This window comes from Micromonospora sp. CNZ295, assembly GCF_004217535.1.
The window spans coordinates 2,051,880-2,068,813 of record NZ_SHKZ01000001.1 but is presented as its reverse complement, the minus strand read 5'-3'; the positions used below and the strand labels follow the sequence as shown (position 1 = coordinate 2,068,813).

Annotated in this window: 12 protein-coding genes, 1 tRNA gene and 1 pseudogene; 2 read left to right on the top strand and 12 right to left on the bottom strand. The window is 72.8% G+C overall.

The window, feature by feature from the left end:
• Positions 1–41: 41 nt before the first annotated feature.
• The 4 genes and pseudogenes from EV376_RS09870 to EV376_RS09855 form a co-directional block, all read right to left on the bottom strand.
• Positions 42–1,997: a VWA domain-containing protein gene (locus EV376_RS09870; protein ID WP_130321939.1), complete on the bottom strand. Its 1,956-nt coding sequence runs from the start codon at positions 1,995–1,997 to the stop codon at positions 42–44.
• A 2-nt stretch (positions 1,998–1,999) separates the two neighbouring features.
• Positions 2,000–3,445: a magnesium chelatase ATPase subunit I gene (locus EV376_RS09865; RefSeq protein ID WP_130321937.1), complete on the bottom strand. Its 1,446-nt coding sequence runs from the start codon at positions 3,443–3,445 to the stop codon at positions 2,000–2,002.
• Positions 3,433–4,533 (bottom strand): hypothetical protein, encoded by a 1,101-nt coding sequence (locus EV376_RS09860; protein WP_486482570.1) that lies wholly within the window; start codon positions 4,531–4,533, stop codon positions 3,433–3,435. The genes EV376_RS09865 and EV376_RS09860 overlap by 13 nt, the downstream gene beginning before the upstream one ends.
• A gap of 77 nt (positions 4,534–4,610) precedes the next feature.
• A pseudogene (locus tag EV376_RS09855) lies at positions 4,611–4,880 on the bottom strand (response regulator transcription factor); the annotation flags it as partial.
• 133 nt (positions 4,881–5,013) lie between these two features.
• Between EV376_RS09855 and mgrA the strand changes: the two are divergent.
• Entirely contained in the window at positions 5,014–6,009 is a 996-nt protein-coding gene (gene mgrA / locus EV376_RS09850; RefSeq protein WP_130321933.1) for an L-glyceraldehyde 3-phosphate reductase, read from the top strand.
• Positions 6,010–6,108: 99 nt separating this feature from the next.
• Here the strand turns inward: mgrA and EV376_RS09845 are convergent, their stop codons facing one another.
• The 3 genes from EV376_RS09845 to EV376_RS09835 all read right to left on the bottom strand — a co-directional run bounded on the left by EV376_RS09845 (position 6,109) and on the right by EV376_RS09835 (position 11,387).
• Positions 6,109–9,480: an endo-1,4-beta-xylanase gene (locus EV376_RS09845; RefSeq protein ID WP_165437971.1), complete on the bottom strand. Its 3,372-nt coding sequence runs from the start codon at positions 9,478–9,480 to the stop codon at positions 6,109–6,111.
• Positions 9,481–9,595: 115 nt separating this feature from the next.
• Positions 9,596–10,549, bottom strand: coding sequence for a lytic polysaccharide monooxygenase (locus EV376_RS09840; protein WP_130321929.1), 954 nt, complete (start codon positions 10,547–10,549; stop codon positions 9,596–9,598).
• A 73-nt stretch (positions 10,550–10,622) separates the two neighbouring features.
• On the bottom strand, positions 10,623–11,387 hold the full coding sequence (locus EV376_RS09835; protein ID WP_130321927.1) for an SDR family NAD(P)-dependent oxidoreductase: 765 nt from the start codon (positions 11,385–11,387) through the stop codon (positions 10,623–10,625).
• A gap of 100 nt (positions 11,388–11,487) precedes the next feature.
• Between EV376_RS09835 and EV376_RS09830 the strand changes: the two genes are divergently transcribed.
• Entirely contained in the window at positions 11,488–12,342 is an 855-nt protein-coding gene (locus EV376_RS09830; RefSeq protein ID WP_130321925.1) for an MmyB family transcriptional regulator, read from the top strand.
• Positions 12,343–12,355: 13 nt separating this feature from the next.
• Here the strand turns inward: EV376_RS09830 and EV376_RS09825 are convergent, their stop codons facing one another.
• The 5 genes from EV376_RS09825 to EV376_RS09800 all read right to left on the bottom strand — a co-directional run bounded on the left by EV376_RS09825 (position 12,356) and on the right by EV376_RS09800 (position 16,880).
• A complete protein-coding gene (locus tag EV376_RS09825; protein WP_130321923.1) occupies positions 12,356–13,384 on the bottom strand; it encodes a hypothetical protein in 1,029 nt (342 codons plus the stop codon).
• A 5-nt stretch (positions 13,385–13,389) separates the two neighbouring features.
• On the bottom strand, positions 13,390–15,612 hold the full coding sequence (locus EV376_RS09820) for a hypothetical protein (RefSeq protein ID WP_130321921.1): 2,223 nt from the start codon (positions 15,610–15,612) through the stop codon (positions 13,390–13,392).
• A 141-nt stretch (positions 15,613–15,753) separates the two neighbouring features.
• On the bottom strand, positions 15,754–16,272 hold the full coding sequence (locus EV376_RS09815; RefSeq protein ID WP_130321919.1) for a hypothetical protein: 519 nt from the start codon (positions 16,270–16,272) through the stop codon (positions 15,754–15,756).
• 126 nt (positions 16,273–16,398) lie between these two features.
• Positions 16,399–16,647, bottom strand: a complete 249-nt coding sequence (locus tag EV376_RS09810; RefSeq protein WP_130321917.1) for a glutaredoxin domain-containing protein — start codon at positions 16,645–16,647, stop codon at positions 16,399–16,401.
• A 160-nt stretch (positions 16,648–16,807) separates the two neighbouring features.
• Positions 16,808–16,880: transfer RNA gene (locus tag EV376_RS09800), tRNA-Ala, on the bottom strand.
• Positions 16,881–16,934: the final 54 nt, after the last annotated feature.

Below are 16,934 nucleotides of genomic sequence, written 5' to 3'. Positions count from 1 at the left end.
GCTCTTGTCCACCACCACGACTCCATGATCGACGCGCGTGGTCAGCGGCGGCGGGACTGGCGGGTGCGGAGGTAGTCGGAGACGACGTACTCGCCCAGGTCGTCGGTGTCCGGGGTGAACAGGCGGCCCTTCGAGCGGCGGGCGACGGCGTCCATGAAGCGCCGCAGGCCCGGGTCGTCGCCGAGCAGGAACAGGTTGAGCGTCGCACCGTACCGGGTGAGCCGGTCGACCTCCCGGATCGTGGCCTCCACCGTCTCCGGCAGGGGCGGCCAGTGGAACAGCGCTTCCCCGTCGTCCGGGTCCAGGTGGGCCGTCGGCTCGCCGTCGGTCACCACCAGCACCACCGGCTCGGCGTCCGGGTGCCGCCGCAGGTGCCGGCCGGCCAGCCGCAGCGCGTGCTGGAGGTTCGTGCCCTGCTGGAGGTCCGGCTCGACGGCCGCCAACTCCTGCTGGGTCAGCGGCACCGCCGCCCGGCCGAACCCCACGATCTGCAGGGCGTCCTGCGGGAACCGGGTGGCCATCAGGTGCGCCAGCGCCAGCGCCGTCTGCTTCATCGGGCCCCACCGGCCCTGCGAGATCATCGAGTACGACAGGTCCACGCACAGCGCCACCGCCGCCGACGCCCGCCGCTCGGTCTCCACCACCTCGAAGTCCTCGACGGCGAGCTGCACCGGCACACCGCCGCCGCTCCGGCGTACCGCCCGGGTCAGCGTGCGCACCACGTCCAGCGGCTGCTCGTCGCCGTACTCCCACCGGCGGGAACCCCCGCTCACCTCGCCGGCGGCGCCCGCGGAGCGCAGGTCGTGCTGGCCGCGCGGGCCCGCGGTGAGATCCGCGAAGACCCGCCGCAACGCGGCACCGCCGAGCCGGCGCAGCGCCTTCGGGCTGAGCGTCAACCCCTCCGCGTCGCGGCTCACCCAGCCCTGCCGGCGCAGCTCCCGCTCCAACTCACGCAGCCGGCGCACGTCGTCGGCGGCGTCCCGCCCGAGCGTCCGGGACACCGCGTCGACGTCGACGTCGTCCAGGGTGGCGCCCGGGTGCTCCTGCTCGAGGGCGTCCAACAGGTCGTCCAGCTCGGCGATCTCGCCGAGCGCGCCGGCCGCGTCCGCGTACCCCAGGGGTTGGTCGCCCCGGACCCGCTCGCCGCGCCCCCAGCGCAGGTCCGGCCGGAGCGCGCGGAGGTTCGCGTCGAGCGCGGCCAGCTCGCCGGCCAGCCGGTCGCCCAGCGACTGGCGCATCAGGCCGGCCAGCTCCTCGCGCTGCCGCTCGGACAGCGAGTTCATCAGGCGCTGCCCGGCGGCCGCCCGGCGGGCCAGCACGTCGACCAGCTCGTCGGTGTCCTTCGGCTGCTCCGGGAAGAACTCGCCGTGCCGGCGCATGAACTCGGCGAACGCGTCGGTGGTGTCCTCGGCCCGGGCGTGCCGGGCCAGCAGGTCGTTGAGGTCCCGCATCAGCTCGGCCAGCCGCTGCTGCGCGGCCGGGTCGGCGGACGCCCGCACCGCGTCCCGCAGCCCGGCGAAGCGCTGACCGAGCACGTCGTCGCGCAGCCCGTCGAGGATCCGCTGGTACGTGGCCCGGGCCTCGGCGCTGGCCCACTCGTACCCGGAGAGCTCCTCGACGGCCCGGGCGGTCGACCGGGGCAGGTTGTCCAGCACCGCCTCGGCGAACCGGGCGTGCTCGTCGTCGCGACCGCGCAGCTCGTCCCGCTCGGCGGCGAGCGCCTGGTCCAGCAGGGCCCGCGCCCGGGTCACCGCTCCGTCCAGGTCGCCCCGGCGCAGCGCCTCGCGGCGCAGCCGGCGGGCCCGCGCGGACAGGTCGTCGAGGCCACCCCGCCCCTGCGGCCCGCGCCGCAGCAGGTTCCGCAGCGCCTCACGCAGGCTGCCGCCGGCCAGCACCTCGGCGCCGACCTCGTCGACCGCGGCCCGCACGTCGTACGGGGGCGCAAGCGGGTCGGGGCCGCCGCGCCACTGGCCGTACCGGAACCGGTTGCCGGCCACGGTCAGCCTCGGCCGCCGTAGCGGGTCCGGCCGGAGTCGGCGACGTCCTTGCCGAGCCGGCGGGTCAGGTGCAGCCCTTCGAGAACGAACTCGACACCGGCCGCCGCCTGCCCAGGACTGGGCGCGTCACCCAGACCGAGCCGGTCGAGCGCCTTCGCCAGCCCCGGCACGGTGCCGACCTGGCGCAGCAGCTCGGCCGAGCCGACCAGCTCGCCGGTCTCGATCACCCGGTCGTCGTCGACCAGCGCGAGGAAACCGGACAGGTCCAGCCCGGCCAGGCGGGCCCGGAAGGTCTCCGCGGTGGCGGTCCGCAGCAGGTGGGCGAGGATCTCGATCTCCCGCCCCTCCTCGCCGCTCTCGAACTCCACCTTGCCGCGCAGCGTCGACGTCACCGACACCGCGTCACCCACCCGGGCCACCGGCGCCTCGGAATCCCCCACGGACAGCAGCGCCGCACGGCGCAGCGCCGCCGCGGCGACCGTCTCGGCGGCGGCGATCGCGAACCGGGCGGACACCCCGGAGCGCGGGTCGACCGAGGGCGACTCGCGCACCGCGCGGGCGAACCGGGCGAGCACCTCCAGCACGTGCTCGGGCACCTCCGCGACCAGGTCCGCCTCCTGCCGGATCAGCTCCAGCTCCAGCTCCAGGTCGAGCGGGTAGTGCGTCCGGATCTCGGCCCCGAACCGGTCCTTGAGCGGGGTGATGATCCGGCCCCGGTTGGTGTAGTCCTCCGGGTTGGCGCTGGCCACGAGGAACAGGTCCAGCGGCAGCCGGAGCTGGTAGCCGCGGACCTGGATGTCCCGCTCCTCCAGCACGTTGAGCAGCGCCACCTGGATCCGCTCGGCCAGGTCGGGCAGCTCGTTGACGGCGAAGATGCCCCGGTTGGTGCGGGGTACCAGGCCGAAGTGGATGGTCTCCGGGTCGCCGAGGGTACGGCCCTCCGCGATCCGGATCGGGTCGACGTCGCCGATCAGGTCACCGACGCTGGTGTCCGGGGTGGCCAGCTTCTCGCCGTACCGCATCGAACGGTGCAGCCAGCCCACCGGAAGGTCGTCACCGGCCTCGGCGACGAGCGCCCGGGAGGCCGGGGTGATCGGGTGCAGCGGATGCTCGTTGAGGACCGAGCCGGCGATCACCGGCGTCCACTCGTCGAGGAGCCCGGCCAGCGACCGGATCAGCCGCGTCTTGCCCTGGCCCCGCTCGCCGAGCAGCACCAGGTCGTGGCCGGCGAGCAGGGCCCGCTCGACCTCGGGCAGCACCGTGTCGGCGTACCCGACGACGCCGGGGAAGCGGTCGGCGCCGGAACCCATCCGGGCCAGGAGGTTGTCGCGGAGCTCCTGCTTGACGGTGCGGTACCGGTGGCCGGCCGCGCGCAGCTCACCGAGCGTGCCGGGCAGGTCGGCCGGCGGGACCGGGATAACCGGGGAAGGCGCAGTCACCCGACCCACGCTATCTCGGCAGCGGGGCGCGCGCCCGGCTGCCGACGCGGTCGGACCGGCCGATCCGACAGCGGCCAGCCCACCCGCGACCTGCGGGCCCGGCCCCACAGCGGCCACAGCAGCATCGGCGCGGAGGCCGCGCTGAAGCCGCCGCCGAGCCGCCAGAACTCCGGGATGCTGAACAGGCCGAGGGTCGCGGCGGTGACCGTCACCGCCACCAGGGTCGCCGGCACCACGGCCAGTTGCACCGGCACCGGCCGGCCGGCGAGCCCGGGCAGCCAGCGCGGGAACCGCTCGCCCCAGCCCTGCACCAGGCCGAGCGTGAGGATCGAGCCGACGGTCGCGAACGCGCCCAGCCCGAAGCCGGCCCAGACCTGTCCCGTGCGGTGCATCTCGTCGAGGAACTCCGGGTCGAGGCCGAGCGGGATGCCGACCACCCAGGCGTACCGGGTCAGCGCGTACAGGAAGGGGATGGCCGCGGCGGTCCACGCCGCCCAGCGACCCCAGCGGGCCGCGGCCGCCGCGGTGGTCCAGGCCCGGTCGGCGCCGTCCCGGCCGCAGGCGAGGCAGGCCCCGGCGGTACGCCGCGCGAAGGTGAGCGCCGCCCCGGCGACCAGCCCGCCGCCCGCGACGGCGGCGAACTTGGCGAACAGCGCCCAGGTGAAGATCTCCGAGTAGTCCACCGGCGGCCAGCCGAACGGTGCGCCGACGAGCAGGATCGGCGCGTAGCCGAGGGTGGCCAGCACGGTGCTGTCCGGCACGACCACGGCCAGGACGAACGCAACCGCCCAGCCGTACCCGAGCAGAGCCGCGCGCAGCGGACGCGACGGCCGGGCGGTGCCCATGGCGAGCGCGGCGACCGCCGCGGTGAGCAGCAGACCGGCGAAGAGCGGCGGTCCCGCCTCGACCGGGAGCAGCCGGAGCAGGTTCGCCCCACTGGGCCGCGACTCGCTCGCGCCGAACGGGTAGCCGGCGCCGGTGATGGTGGCGAGGAGGGCGAGCACGCCCCAGAGGCCGAGCCAGCCGGCGGCGAGCGGGGCGAGCCGGTCGGGCCAGCCGGCCGTCCGGGAACGGCGGGGAACGGTGGTCGTCGTCATGCCTCCAGCCTCGGCCGGACCGCCCCGCGAACCCTCCCGGCCGAGGGTGAACCGGCTCCCCCGCACGGGGGAACCGGTCACCCGGAGGGGATGACGAACCCCGACTCGTACGCGGCGATCACCGCCTGGGTGCGGTCCCGCACCCCGAGCTTGGCCAGCACGTTCCCGACGTGCGTCTTCACCGTCTCCACCCCGACCACCAACTGCTCGGCGATCTCCGGGTTGGACAGTCCCGTCGCCATCAGCCGCAGCACCTCGGCCTCCCGGTCGGTGAGCCGGGCGGCCCGCAGCCGGTCGGTGCCCCGCCCGCCGTACGCGCCGGCGAGCCGGCGGATCGCGGCCGGGAACGCCGCCAGGTGCTGGCGGCCACCAGCGGAGCGAGGACCGCGGGGGCTCTCATCCGGCCCATTCTGCCGGTGCCGCCGGCCGCCGCGACTCCCCCGCGGCGGGGAGATCGGCCCGACCGCCGCGAGTAGGCTCATGATCGTGACCTACCTCGCCGCCGATGAGCGCTACCAGACGATGACCTACCGGCGGAGCGGGCGCAGCGGGCTGCGGCTGCCCGCGATCTCGCTCGGCCTCTGGCACAACTTCGGCCCGGACCGGCCGTACGAACGGCAGCGCGACATCGTCCGGCGCGCCTTCGATCTCGGCGTGACGCACTTCGACCTGGCGAACAACTACGGCCCACCGCCGGGCGCCGCCGAGGAGAACTTCGGCCGGATGCTCGCCACCGACCTCAAGCCGTACCGGGACGAGCTGGTCATCTCCAGCAAGGCCGGCTACCTGATGTGGCCCGGCCCGTACGGGGAGTGGGGCTCCCGCAAGTACCTGATCTCCTCGCTGGACCAGTCGCTGCGCCGCCTCGGCCTGGACTACGTGGACATCTTCTACTCGCACCGGTTCGACCCGGACACCCCGCTGGAGGAGACGATGGGCGCGCTCGACGCCGTCGTCCGCTCCGGGAAGGCCCGCTACGTCGGCATCTCCAACTACGACTCGGAGCAGACCGAGCGGGCCGCCGCGATCCTCCGCGACCTCGGTACGCCGCTGCTGATCAACCAGCCGGCGTACTCGATGCTCAACCGCTGGACCGAGGCCGACGGCCTGCTCGACACGCTGGAGCGGGTCGGCGCCGGCTGCATCGCGTACAGCCCGCTGGCCCAGGGCCTGCTCACCGACCGCTACCTGGCTGGCATCCCGGCGGACTCGCGGGTACGTACCAGCGTCTTCCTCAACGAGAGCGACCTCGACGCGGAGCGGATGGCCACCATCCGGGCGCTGGGCGACCTCGCCGCACGGCGCGGGCAGTCGCTGGCCCAGCTCGCGCTCGCCTGGGCGCTGCGGGACCCGCGGATGACCAGCCTCATCATCGGCGCCAGCAGCGTGCCGCAGCTCGAAGCCAACATCGCCGCGTTGGACAACCTCGACTTCACCGCCGAGGAACTGGCCGAGATCGACCGCCACCTCGGCTGAGGCTCCACGCCATCGACCGGTCCGGTCCGGCGACCGCGCCGGTGGCGGCCACCGCCCGCGATGCGGCGGTGGCCGCCACCGGTCATGGCGCGCCGGACGTCACACGTTGGCGCAGTAGCCGACGCTGAACGTGCTGGCTCCCGGTGCCAGGACCCGGTTCCAGCCCACGCCCCGGATCCGGTAGCTGCCGTCGGCCAGCCGTTCCCGCTCGAAGTTCCACGCGGTGTAGATGTCGCCGTCGAGCCGGACGACGGCGTTCCACTCGACCGGCTGGTCGCCCTTGTTGGTGGCGGTGATGGTGGCGCAGTAGCCGCCGCCCTTCCCGGACTGCCACTCGGTGAACGTGGTCAGCACGACCGCCACGTTGGAGCCCCGCACCAGCCGGCCCACGCCCCACCGGGCGGTGCTCTGGTAGCCCGCGCCCTCCTGCTCGGCCCAGTTGCGGATCGCCGTACGGGTGCCGTTCGACGCGTCGTTGACCTGGAAGTCCAGACCGTGGAACGTGTCCAGGCCGCCGTACTCGAGCAGGCTGATCGCCGCCTCGACGGTGTAGCCCGTCTCGGTGCGCACCGCCGCGCTGGTCAGCCGGTTGGCCTGGAACGCCTCGTCACCGGTGCCGAACGAGACGACGTTGTCGGCGCTGATCCGGATCTGGGTGTCGTCGTAGCGGTAGGAACCGTTCTTGAAGTTGCCGGCGTCGACGTAGATCTCGACCGAGTCCTGGGTCCACGGGTCGGAGCCGGAGACGTCCACCACCGGGTCGGTGACCTCGGCGAGCACGTAGAGCGTCTGGTCCCGCCAGAGGGTACGGACCTCGGCGATCGCGCCGTCGGTGCCGGAGACCTCCTTGGCCGTCGTCACCACACCCGCGGCGGCCCAGGCGGCGTCGACCGTGCCGTCGATCACCGGCGCGGTGGCGGTCTGGAGCACCTCCAGGTAGGACAGCTCCTCGACCAGGGTTAGGGTGCCGACCGCACCGGGGCTGTTCCAGCCGGACGTGGTACCGCCGTCGGTGACCTGCACGTCGAGGGTGAGCGTGTCGCCCTGGGCGGCGTCGGTCAGCGGCAGGTGGGCGACCAGGTGGTAGCCGCCGTCCCGGGCGGCCCCCACGGCCGGCACGTCACCGGTGCCGTCCCGGGAGACCCGGTACGTCTCGCCGCCCAGGACGAAGCTGACCCGGTCGTCGTCGGAGACGGTGGCGTCGGTGACCGTGACGTACGCGGTCAGGTGGTCCGGCGCCCAGCGCAGCTGGAACTTCGCCTTGTCCTCCACCGGGTGCAGCGGAAGCTTGCGCCAGGTCAGGTCCGTGGTGGCGGCCGTGGTGGTGATCGGCACGTCACCGGCGAAGACGTTGGCCGTCCGCAACCGGGCGGGCAGCTCGCCGTCCACCGCGCCGTGATAGGCCGGCTTGGCCCGCAGGTTGTCGTCGAAGATCAGCGGCGCGCCGCTGCTCGACCGCCACGAGCGACCGTCGGTCAGGCCCCAGACCGTCACCGCGGACAGGTCGTCGGTGTGCGCCCGGAAGATCCGGAAGGCGTCCCGGTAGTAGTAGCCCTGCTCGATGAGCTTCGCCTGGGTGACCGGGGCGCCGGTGGTGACGTCGAGCTCGGTGACGGCCTGCGTCACCGGGAGGTCCGCGAACGCCGCCAGCGCGGCCTCCAGGCTGTCGACCGGCATGGCCAGCGAGACGTGGAACTGGTGACCCACCCCGCCGATCGGCACGCCGCGCGCGAGCAGCCGTTGCACGAGCGCCCGGTAGCGGGCCTGCTTGCCGCTCTGCTCGGTGTTGTAGTCGTTGATGAACAGGGTGACCGGGTCGGCTCCGGCGACCGCGTAGACGTCGTTGAACGCCTCGTGCGCGTACTCGAACGCGAGGTCGATGAAGCTCTCACCGAGGATCCGGTACCACTCGCTGCGGCGCAGCCCGTCGGCGTGCTCGCCGCTGTCGCTGACCACCTCGTTCACCACGTCCCACGCGTAGAGCGGGTTGGTGGCGGAGCCGAACCGGCCGTACCGCTCACTGAGCGACTCGGCGACGTTGAAGATGTGGGTACGCAGCCGCTCGCGCAGCACCTGCTGGTCGGCCGCGGACGTGGTCAGCGGCTCGCCGGCCGCGTCCTGGAAGAACCAGGCCGGGGTCTGGCTGTGCCAGACCAGCACGTGGCCGTAGAGGCGCAGGTCGTTGTCCCGGGCGAAGTCCATCAGGGCCAGCGCCTGCTCGTGCGGGCGGAAGTTGCGGTCGGTGTCGTACCAGGCCTCGGGCTTCATGTGGTTCTCGGCCGTGATCTGGTTGAAGTGCCGGGTCAGCAGCTGGGCGGCCGCGCCCACCGTCTCCCGGCTGTCGATCGCCACGCCGACCGGGAAGCCGGTGGTCTCGTGGATGCCGGTGAGGTCCTCGATGACCGGCGGCTCGGGCACCCGGACGACGACGTCGTCGACCAGGAAGTCACTGGTGTTGCCGGGCACGTCGGCGCCCTGCCACCGGGTCTCGAAGTAGAGGAACGCACTGTCCGCGGCCGGCATCGTGAAGCGGGCGGTCACCTCGGTCCACCCGGTGTTGGTCACGGTGTCGAACCGGGCGAGGGTGCTGAACGACTGGCTGCCGTCGGTGGTGCTGGCGAGGCTGAGCCAGATCTCGTCGGCCGGTTGGCCCTCGGCGAACCGCAGCCAGCCGTTGAACTCGTAGGTCGTGCCCGCCTCGAACAGGCCGGTCACGTCGCGACCGAGGCCGGCGCCCTGGTTGACCCGCTCGGTGACCAGCGCGGCGGCCGCGCCGCCGTGCGCGACGTCGGTGAGCCGGACGGTCGGGGCACCCGGGCCGCCGTCCCGCGGGCCCCAGCCGTCCAACCCGTCCTCGAAGTCGGTGTCGATGACGGTGGTGCCCGGCTCCGGCCCGCCCGGCCCGCCGTCCGGCCCGGTGATCAGAACGTCGTCGAGGAGGAACGGCGTGTTCCCCTCCGCCTCTACGTAGAGGGTGGCCGAGCCGACCCCGGCCGGCAGCGTGTAGTCGCCGCCGATGCGTACCCAGCCGTCCGCGGTGGTGGGGACGTTGCCGCCGATCCAGGTGTAGGTGTTGTCGCCGCCGTCGGCCGGGGTCGCCTCGACGGTGAAGTGCACGCCAGCGCTGCCCTCGGTGCCGGCCGGCAGCTTCACCCAGGCGGTGACCGAGTACGGCGTACCGGGCTTGAACAGGGCGGTCGCGCTCGTCGCCGGGCCCTGCCAGTTGGCCGTGCGGTCGGTGACCGAGAGGCTGTGCGCGCTCTCGTGGCCCTCGTCGGCGACGGCCAGGGTCACGTCGCCGCGCGGCCCCCAGGGGGCGTACGAGCCGGACTCGAAGTCGTTGGAAAGGACGGTCTGCGCGGCGGCGGCCGGAGCCGGTGCCGCGGCGATGGCCGCGATGAGTGCGGCCGAGCACAGCGCGGCCAGGGTCCGCGACCGGCGTGGTGTTCGGTGGGGGTACCAGGAGCGCATCGGGGGGGTCCTCACGCGATCGGGGCGGCGGGGCGCCAGAAAACTTCCGGTAAAGTTCCGAAATAATCCAAGCGCGTGCATGTTAAGCCGAGACCCGGTCCCTGGCTAGGGCTTGTCACCACTCCCGTCGGCGACCGGCCCGATGGTTGCGCACCTCGCAGGGCCGGCCGACCGGCACGCTGCCGGCCCGCCGCAGCCGCGCCGCGACCATCACGACCAGCAGCAGCGTGCCCACGCCGGCGCCGCCGATCAGCGGCCAGCGCCCCAGGCCCAGGTCGGACACCGCCGCCACCGGCACACCGCCGGTCGCGGTTCCGGATGAGGTACGCGCACCGCCACCGTCCCCGCCTGCGGCGGCTGCCGGGCCGCCCAGCGCGGTCGCCTCCTCGACCGGACCGGCCGGGGAGGGCGTCGGGGATCGGCCCGGCCCGGCCGGCGCGGAATTTCCGGCCGACTTCCGGAAGATCACGTCGGAGCAGGAGTAGTAGGTGTCCCGGGAGTCGGAGTTCTGCCACACCGTGTAGATCAGGTGCCGCCCGGTCCGCGCCGGTAGGCGCCCCGAGAACCGGTACGCGCCGTTGCGCAACGGCGGGTCGGTCGCCCGTACGAACGGCGCCCGCTCCAGGTCGGCCCAGCGCAGCCGCTTCGACGGGTCGTACCCGTCGCGGGTGAGGTAGAGCCGGAACGTCCCCTCGTGCGGGATGGTTCCCCGGTAGCGGAAGGTGAACCGCGCGCCGGCGGTCAGCTCCGTCGCCGGCCAGTCGTCGCGGGCCAGGTCCAGTCCCCGGTACGCGGACAGCCCACCGCTGCACAGCTCCCCGTCCGGGATCCGCTCCCGGTCCTTCCCGTCGACGCCGAAGACCCGGATGTTGTCCCACTCCCGCAGCGCGGCGCCGGCCGCGATCGCCGCCTGGCAGGCCGGGCTGCCCGCGTGGTCGCCCTCGGGCCCGCAGGCCGCCGCACGGCTCACCGGGCTGGTCGGCGCGCCGTGGGCCGAGGCCGGTGTGCCGGCGAGGGGTACGGCGGCCACCGCGACCAGCGCCGCGACCAGGATCCGGCGTGCGGGCATGGCGTCCACCTCCCGCACACTGGTACGGGCGGCGGCCCCGAACAGTTCGATCGTTCAGCGGCCGACCCAGGGCCTACCGTGCGTGCGGGTCGGCGGCGTTGAGTGTCGCGACGACCCGGTCGTAGTCGCCGCGCGCCTCGCCGTACCGCAGGAACTTGACCCGCTCGACCTGGATCTCCCGCGCGTCGGGCTGCGTCCGGAGCAGTTCGACGGCCTCCGCCACGAACTCCTCGAGTGGCATCGCGACGTCGTTGTTCTCCTGGCCGGGCAGCAGCGACGTACGCACCGCCGGCGGCTCGAGCTCCACCACCCTCACGGTCGTGTCGGCGAGCTGGAGCCGGATCGACTCGCTGAGCATGTGGATCCCGGCCTTCGACGCGTTGTAGCTGGGCGTGGCCTTGAGCGGCGCGAACGCGAGCCCCGAGGAGACGGTGACGATCGTGGCGTCCGGCTGTGCCCGCAGGTGCTCGACGAACGCGGCGATGAGCCGGATCGGGCCGAGCAGGTTGGTCGTCACGACCGCCTCGGCCGAGGCGAGGAAGGTCTGCGGCCGACGCCAGTCCTCCACGCGCATGATCCCGGCCATCGTGACGAGGACGTTGAGATCGGGATGCCTCGCCAGCACCTCCCGGGCCGCCGTCTCGACGCTCGCGGGGTCCGTCGTGTCGATCCGCACGGTGTCGAGGCCGGGGTGCTCCGCGGCGATCCGCTTCAGCAGATCGTCCCGCCGGCCGCCGACGATCACCGTGTTCCCCTCGGCCTTCAGCGCGAGGGCGAGAGCGAGGCCGATGCCGCTCGTGGAGCCGGGAATGAAGATGGTGTTACCGGAGATGTCCATGGGATCGAGAGTGGCGTCCGGCGGGTGGGCGGGGCAGAGAGCGCCTGTCGGGGGATCGGCGATCCCTGGTTCCGGTCCCCGGCCCACGGATACTGGGACCGTGGACCGTGCAGCGCTGGCCGCCTTCCTCCGCCGCCGGCGGGAGTCGATGCGGCCTGAGGACATCGGGCTTCCCGGCGGCGTACGCCGTCGGGCGGCGGGCCTGCGGCGGGAGGAGGTCGCCGCCCTGGCCGCCATGTCGACCGACTACTACACCCGCCTCGAGCAGCAGCGCGGCCCGCAGCCGAGCGAGCAGATGCTCGCGTCGCTGGCCCGGGCGCTGCGGCTGACGGGCAGCGAGCGGGACTACCTGTTCCAGGTGGCCGGGCGGAACGCGCCCTCCCCCGTCGCGGCCACGACACACGTCGCGCCCGCCCTGCTGCGCGTGCTGGACCGCCTCCACGACACCCCGGCACTGATCAAGTCCAACCTCGGCGAGACGCTGGTGCAGAACCGGATGGCGGAGGCGCTCTTCGGCGACCGGTCGGCGTACACCGGTCTCGCGCGCAGTGAGATCTACCGCTGGTTCACCGATCCGGCCGAACGGCTGCGCTACCCCGCGGAGGATCGCGACCGGCAGAGCCGCGCCCAGGTGGCGAACCTGCGCGCCGCCTACGGGTCGATGGGTCCGCGGTCGCGGGCCGGTGAGCTGGTGCGGGCGTTGCAGAAGGCGAGCACGGAGTTCGCCGAGCTGTGGGACCGGCACGAGGTCGCCAAGCGGTTCGCGGACCACAAGACCCTCATCCACCCCGAGCTCGGCCCGATCGAGCTCGACTGCCAGGCGTTGTTCACCGAGGACCAGTCCCAGGCGCTGCTCGTGCTCACCGCTCCGCCGCGCACCGAGGCGTGCGAGAAGCTGCGGCTGCTCGCCGTCCTGGGAACCGAACGCTTCCCCACCGACGCGCCGCCCGGTTAGGCCGGCGGCCCGCTCACCGGCTGGCTGACCGGCGCTCCGCCACGGCGGCGTCGTACCAGTCCCGCAGGTCCTCGGCGCGGGGAGCGCGCGGATCCGCCGGGTCGGCCTCCGGAGTGAGCATCCGGTAGGCCACCTTCCCGGCTATCGGCAGCAGCGAGTCGATCGGCTCCAGATCGACGCTGCGACCGGTCAGCACGGGCAGGCCCTCGAAGTGGTAGCCCCAGTAGTCCTTGTGTCCCACCTGCCAGGTCAGCTCCGGCACGGCGTGGCGCACGCACTCCATCGTGTAGAACGCCACCGCGTCGATGAGTTCGAGGGACTCGTCCGACCAGTGGTCCGGAGCCAGAGTCGGACGGCGCCCGTACCACATTGGCAGGACGGCACCCGTCGGGCGCTGGAAGGTGCCCCCGGTCTCGAGCACCACCTTTTTCCGCGGCGCGTCCGGGGGGCGGAGCCGGAGCCGGCCGATGGCCCAGCTCCACAGCGGGACGAGGCTTTCGCGGGAATGGTCGAGCCGTCCTGGTCCGCCCGTCCGGGCGGTCTGCTCGCGCAGCCAGGCGAGCCGTGCGTCTCCGGCGGCCAGGTAACGCCGGAGGTAGTCCTCGGGAGATTCGGTGACGGCGTCGAGGACCATCCCGGTCGGTGTGACGCGGTCCCCGTCCGAGGAGATCAGGTCGAGCACCTCGGCCAGCGGCCGGCCGGTGACATCGCCCTCCTCGACGATGAACCGCCCACCCGTCGCCTGCGCCAACTCCTGCAGAACCTCGATGATCGGCGTCACCTCGGCCCGGAATCCTGCGGCGGGCCGAAGCGGGAAGGAGTCCCAGATCGAGACGACGAGCTCGCTGACCCCCACCGTGCCCGGGTGGATGAACCACTGGGTGCTGATGCGCTCGCCGTCCCAGACCGGTTCGGCGTACTCGCCGGCCGCGACACCCTCGTGAAGGTCCGGATCATCGCCGAGCAGCCTGCTGAGCAGGGCGACCACGGTCGCCCTGCTCAGCTCGGCCCCGGACGGGACGATGCCCATCTCCAGGCTCACTGCAACTACGCTCCGCTCGGTGCGTGGATGGTGAAATCGATGTTGTTGTTGGTCAGGCACTCCAACAGCTGCGGGGCCATGCCGACGCTGTTGAAGCCGTCGTGCGCGATGAAGTGCCAGTGCACCTTCTGGATGTTGTGCTGACCGTGGACGGCCTTGCCCTCCGGGGTGGGGATCCAGGCGTCCTTCAGGCACTCGTCGATCAGACTCTCGATCCACATCGGAACGCCGGTCTTGACCTCGTGCAGGATCATGTTACCGGCGGCGTCCCGCTCGACGCAGTCCGGCTTGCGATGCTTCGATCGCGCCCTCGGGTAGCCCGGCGTGGGCACGATGTGCGTGTTGTCACAGTTCGGCAGGATGGCAGCCAGGGCTGCCTCGCCGGCCTTGGCGTTGCGCTGCGGTGCGATCGGCACGCCCGGCTTGTGGTTGGGCAGCTTCATCGCATCCTCGATCGCCTTCCACTTGGTGCGGTCCCCCTTCGAGAGCTTGCGGATGTCGGCATCGCTGAAACGCGACCCGGCAGCCAGCGCGCTGAAGTTGAACGTCTGGTCACCGCCCTGCAGGTAGGCGTAGGTTTCGCCGAGGATCAGCTCGAAGGCCAGGTCCTTGACCGCGTCGGCGAGCTTGTCGTTGCGCGCGACCATCAAGACCACGGCGTCCAGGCGGTGCAGGTAGCGAAGGACGAACTTCGCGACCTTCGCCGGGATCGCCACCGCGTCGCCGGCGTACGGGATCAGACCCAGGACGCTGAAGCCCGCGCCGACCCAGTCGCCGCGGATCGCGGCGGCCACGGCGTCCCGGATGTCGGTGATCGCACCGGCGATCCAGCCGACCACCGGGATGAGGCTCAGGGCGCCGGAGCAGATGTTGCCGGCCAGCCAGGCCATCGAGTCCCGCATCGCGAACTCGCCGGCGACGAGGCCGAGCGCGAAGTCGGCGACGTACGTCCACTTGCTGATCTGCTCGTCCGGGCGACCCGGATCGAGGCCCTGGTCGCCGGCGTGGGCCACCTCGTAGTCGTCGCGGAGGCCATCGCCGTCGGAGTCCTGCGCGAGCGCGTTGATACCCCAGTCGTCGACCTCCGTGCCGTCTGACAGACCGTCGCCATCGCTGTCCACGTTGTTGACGTCGGTGAGGATCTCGTCCTCGGCGACGTCGGACAGCCCGTCACCGTCGGTGTCTCCGAAGTCGGGCGCGGGAACGATCGGCGGCAGGTCACCCGGCGCCGGGGGAGCGCGGGGCTGGTCGGCGACCAGCGGGTTGCTGCCCTGGGCCACCTCGGTGCCGTCGTTGACGCCGTCGCCGTCGGTGTCCGGGTTGGTCGGCGAGGTGCCGAGATCCTGTTCCTGGAGGTTGGTGAGGCCGTCGTTGTCGACGTCCTCGGCGCCGTCGGCGACCGAGTCCCCGTCGGTGTCGACCTTGTTCGGTGCGGTCCAGCCGGCCAGTTCGGTGATCTCGAACTTGTCGGTCAGGCCGTCACCGTCGGAGTCGACCAGCAGCGGGCTGGCGCCGAACCGCAGCTCCACCACGTCGACCACGCCGTCGTTGTCGTGGTCGCCCTCGTAGGTGATGCCCAGCCGGGCCAGCACGTTGAAGCCGTTCGCCCAGGCCCGCCCGGCCTGGATGGTCGCCGGCTCCGGGTTGGCCTTGCGCAGCATCTCGTCGGCCTTGGCCAGGTTGACCTTCGCCGCCTCCAGATCCGCGAACGCCTCGGTCAGCCCCACCGGGGCGGGCGCGGGTGGTGGGCTGGCCCGGAACGGGCCGATGGTCGCCTCGGCGTCCTGGATCGCCGCGTCGGCCAGCAGCCGGACACCGGTGAGCGTCTCCACCAGCGCCCGCACGTGCGCCTGCTCGGCCTCGCCGTTGGGCGGGCTGGCGCCGGTCATCCGGCTCTTGAGAAACGACTCCAGGTGCTCCAGGTTGTCGAACGCGACCTCGCCGTCGGCGGCGCTCTTCAGCCGCGCGCCGTCGAAGTACCGGCTCTCGACGTCGGCCAGCACCGGAGCCAGCCGGCGGTCGCCGAGCCCACCCTCCACGTACGGGCTCAACGCCTGGCACGACTCGGTGATGTAGAGCTTCGCGTCCCGGGTGTACTCCGCGGTGGGGATCTTCGCGACCTCCACCTCCCACAGGGGCTTCTCCCCTGCTGACGCCGCACTGCCGAAGATCGCCAGCTGCGCCACGACGGCGGCCGACACCGCCCCGGCCAGGATCCTTCTCGGCAACCTTTCAGGGATGCCCATAAATACTCCCGTCTATCGATCGGACATTGACGGGAGGGTAGCGAAGAAAGGTCGCGCCGTGTGACCGGTCGACTGCGGGTGGCGGCCGGCGCCCCCGGCACCCCCGCGCCAGGCCCGGCCGCGTCAGGCGGCGGGGCAGCGGTTGTCGGCCTTCCGCTTGGCGATCGCCGCGTCCGCGCCCGCGGCGTACTCGACGAGCGTCTCGCCGCCCGGGTCGTACCGCCAGGTGCTGCCGTCGCGGCGCAGCGCACTGTGCCCGACGTGGTCGCCGTGCCGCCAGGTCAGCTCGACCAGCTCCATGTTCACCGCCTTGACGTCCTGGAGCTGGATCTGCTCACCCTGGAAGAACGGGCAGGCCCGGTTCACCTTCTCGAAGTCCTGCCGGGCGACCTCCTTCTTGGCCGACTCGGTCCAGAGCGCGTACGCCCCGGCCCAGTCGCCGTCGGCGAGCAGCTTGAACTGCCGGTTGGCGATGTCCAGCGCCTCGGCGACGTTCGGGCCGTTCGGCACCGGGGTGCTGTCGCCGGCCGGCTGGCTCATCCCCGGGGGCGCGGGAGCACCCTGGTCCTCGCGTGCGGTGCCGCAGCCGGTGGCGGCGACCAGGATGGCCACGCCGATCAGGGCGGCGGTGGTGCGGCGCATGAGCAGACCTCCGTTGGCTATCGACAGGAGTCGTTGGGAGCGTTCCCAAGCGGGAGTCTGACACCCACCAGCCGACAGATCAACCATCGTCGAGTCCTGGCCCTGGGCTCTGCTCAGCGATCGGGGTCAGCCGCTCCGGGCAAGCTGCTCCACCTGCTTGGCGGACGGGTTGACCAGCCACTGCCCCGCGACGTGAACGGTGGGTACGGTCTCGTTGCCGTCGGCGACGGCACGGACGGCGGCGGCCGCGGCAGGGTCCTGCCAGATGTTCACCTCCGCGAAGGTGATCCTGCGGCGACGCAGGCCGAAGCGCAGACGCATGCAGTACGGGCAGCCGGGCCGGGTGTAGACCGTGACCGGAGTGTGCGTGCTCATCGTGGGCTCCCAGTCTCCCTGCCGGGTCGTGGCACTCGGCGCGGCTCCGCGAGCGCCACGGCCTGATCCGGCACCGTGCACAGCACGAGCGCGACCCTCCCTGCCCGCGCAACGACGAAGGGCGCCCGTCATGTCCGACGAACGCCCTGATCGTGAAGGGTGGAGCCGAGGGGACTCGAACCCCTGACCCCCACACTGCCAGTGTGGTGCGCTACCAGCTGCGCCACGGCCCCTTGCGGTCGGCCCGGTCGCCCGGGCACGGGAGAACTATACACACGTCACCCGGC

Coding starts and splice junctions, on each gene's coding strand:
- EV376_RS09845 (WP_165437971.1), bottom strand. CDS start 9,480: ATGCGCTCCTGGTACCCCCACCGAACACCACGCCGGTCGCGGACCCTG.
- EV376_RS09835 (WP_130321927.1), bottom strand. CDS start 11,387: ATGGACATCTCCGGTAACACCATCTTCATTCCCGGCTCCACGAGCGGC.
- EV376_RS09810 (WP_130321917.1), bottom strand. CDS start 16,647: ATGAGCACGCACACTCCGGTCACGGTCTACACCCGGCCCGGCTGCCCG.
- mgrA (WP_130321933.1), top strand. CDS start 5,014: ATGATCGTGACCTACCTCGCCGCCGATGAGCGCTACCAGACGATGACC.
- EV376_RS09860 (WP_486482570.1), bottom strand. CDS start 4,533: ATGACGACGACCACCGTTCCCCGCCGTTCCCGGACGGCCGGCTGGCCC.
- EV376_RS09815 (WP_130321919.1), bottom strand. CDS start 16,272: ATGCGCCGCACCACCGCCGCCCTGATCGGCGTGGCCATCCTGGTCGCC.
- EV376_RS09840 (WP_130321929.1), bottom strand. CDS start 10,549: ATGCCCGCACGCCGGATCCTGGTCGCGGCGCTGGTCGCGGTGGCCGCC.